This window comes from Bacteroides xylanisolvens XB1A, from assembly GCF_000210075.1.
GTDB classification, from domain to species: Bacteria; Bacteroidota; Bacteroidia; order Bacteroidales; family Bacteroidaceae; genus Bacteroides; species Bacteroides xylanisolvens.
The window spans coordinates 197,394-199,894 of record NC_021017.1 but is presented as its reverse complement, the minus strand read 5'-3'; the positions used below and the strand labels follow the sequence as shown (position 1 = coordinate 199,894).

Annotated in this window: 4 protein-coding genes; 3 read left to right on the top strand and 1 reads right to left on the bottom strand. The window is 41.7% G+C overall.

The window, feature by feature from the left end; all coding sequences use genetic code 11:
• From BXY_RS00815 to BXY_RS00805, 3 genes are all read left to right on the top strand, one after another.
• Window positions 1-466 (top strand): HU family DNA-binding protein (locus BXY_RS00815; RefSeq protein ID WP_243442460.1); only part of this gene is annotated, 466 nt, incomplete at its 5' end.
• 153 nt (window positions 467-619) lie between these two features.
• Complete coding sequence (locus BXY_RS00810; protein ID WP_004297473.1) at window positions 620-727, top strand: smalltalk protein; 108 nt, start codon at window positions 620-622, stop codon at window positions 725-727.
• A 4-nt stretch (window positions 728-731) separates the two neighbouring features.
• Entirely contained in the window at window positions 732-1,145 is a 414-nt protein-coding gene (locus tag BXY_RS00805) for an N-acetylmuramoyl-L-alanine amidase (protein WP_015530990.1), read from the top strand.
• A gap of 218 nt (window positions 1,146-1,363) precedes the next feature.
• Here the strand turns inward: BXY_RS00805 and BXY_RS00800 are convergent.
• Window positions 1,364-2,501 (bottom strand): CpsD/CapB family tyrosine-protein kinase (locus tag BXY_RS00800; RefSeq protein WP_208946707.1); only part of this gene is annotated, 1,138 nt, incomplete at its 5' end.

Sequence of the window (2,501 nt, the reverse complement as noted above, 5' to 3'; positions counted from 1 at the left end):
GAACCAGCAGAAGAAAGGCTTGAATGCGGGTAAGTGGTTCGCCCGTGCAGTAAGCGACGAGATGTTTGATTTGGCCAAGCTCGCCGAACACATGTCGAAGCACAATTCACCGTATTCCGGTGGTGTCATCAAAGGTGTGCTTTCGGATATGGTGGATTGTATCAAGGAATTGTTGCTGGACGGCAAATCGGTGAAAATTGATGATCTTGCCATCTTTGGGGTGGGTATTCGCAGTAAGGCGGCTGATACGCTGGAAGATTTTTCGTTGGAGAAGAATATTACCGGTATGCGTCTGAAAGCTCGTGCCACCGGTAATCTGTCGACCAATAATCTGAAACTCGACAGTCAGTTGAAGCAGCAAGCAGAATATCAGAAACCGGGCACTTCCGGAGGTGGTTCTAATCCGGATGATACTCCTGATCCGAAACCGGATGGAGGTGGCGAAGCACCTGACCCGGCTGCTTAAAAGGTTCACCACTGACTACACAGATTTCCACAGATTATATTGAATTGGTAGTTACTAGAGTAGTCGATTATTTATCTGTGTGAATCTGTGTAGATCTGTGGTAAATCTATGGCAAAAGAAAACTATTATCAATTTATTTAAAACTTAATTATTATGAGTAATTCATCATCTCCCCGCTCCGTATGGAGCTTCATTATTAAAGTAATCATCACCGTTGCCACCGCTATCGGGGGCTTGATCGGAGTACAGAGTTGTATGTAACCCCATGCGGACCATTACACTAATTATCATTCATTGCAGTGCCACGCCGGAAGGAAGATCCCTTTCGGCGGAGGCTTGCCGACAAGATCATATCCATCATCGCGATTTCCGCGACATCGGTTATCATTTCTACATCACTCGCGATGGGGAAATCCACCGGGGACGTGCTTTAGAAAAGGTTGGAGCACACTGCCGTAATCATAACACCCATTCAATAGGTATTTGTTATGAAGGAGGATTGGATGCGAACGGAAAACCGAAGGATACTCGTACTTTGAATCAACAGGGTTCCCTACTCGCCTTACTCCGCGAGTTACGGAGACAATTTCCCAAAGCACTAATTGTAGGACACCATGATTTAAATCCGATGAAGGAGTGTCCGTGCTTTGATTGTGTTGCAGAATACCGGGAATTATAATTGCCTTGCAGTATACAAAAAAAATATCAACGATCTTCACAGACAGTTGATATGGTGGGAAATCATATCAGCTCTTACACTGATACGAGGGCATAGATTAGGACAATAACACTATATTGTCCCTAATCTACCACATGTAGGGTATTCATGTTTATCACATGAATCTAGGGACCTACACATTTTTCATCTCACGTTTTCTAAAAGTACTTTGAAGCACTCTATTTCTCTTTATTATCGCTAGTTTCTCCATATCCGTAACCATAGCCATATCGTTTACCATAGCCATAATATTTGCCATATTTGCCATAACCGTAATAATAACCGTATTTTCTTTTCTTCAAATCCAAACCATTTATTACAGTACACAAGTTAGGCAATTTATTTCCATCAATAAGTTCATTAATCAAAGTATACTCATTCTTACGAGTATAATCCGCGCGACATGCATAAACAGATAAATCAGCCACACGCCCTATCAACAAAGTATCAGTTACCATACCGACAGGAGCTGTATCTAAAATTACATAATCAAAATTCTTCTTGAGAGTCTCAATCGCTTTATCCAATCCATCGCGTGCCAACAATTCAGTAGGATTAGGAGGAACTGTTCCACCAGGAAGAATATAAAGATTCTTACTTACATCGGAAAGTTGTACTAAATCCATCAAGTTCTTTTCCGGATTAGCCAAGTATTGAGTTATACCTTGTTCTCTTTTTGATATATTGAATACCTTATTCAAACCTGGCTTGCGGATATCAAGACCAACGATTACTACTTTCTTCCCTAATAAAGAAAGACTGATAGCAAGATTACCAGAGATAAAGGATTTACCTTCACCACTGACTGTGGAAGTAACCAAAATCACCTTCTTGTCATTTCCAAGCATAAACTGAAGATTCGTTCGGACATTACGGAAGGTTTCACTCATCAGGTTGTTTTGATTCTCAAATACAGCAATAGCACCCTGCTTTTCATCAGTCAATGGGATATCACCGACAATAGGTGCACTGGTAAGTTTTTCTACATCTGCACGACCTTCAATCTTAAACTTAGTCAATTCGAGCAAATAAATAACCCCTACCGGAATTCCGACTCCCAATATCAAAGCGATCAAATAAGTAATCTTACTTCTAGGAGACACAGGAGCATCATCCGCTATAGCATCATCTATAATCTTTGCATTGTTGGCAGTAGCAGCCAAAGTTATAGCATTCTCCTCACGCTTCTGAAGCAACATCAGATAAAGTCCGGCCTTTATCTCCTGTTGGCGAGCAATACTCACAAACTCACGCTCCTGACCAGGGGCCTCACTAATGCGACGGGAATAACGGTTCGCTTCACGATCCAAATCAGCC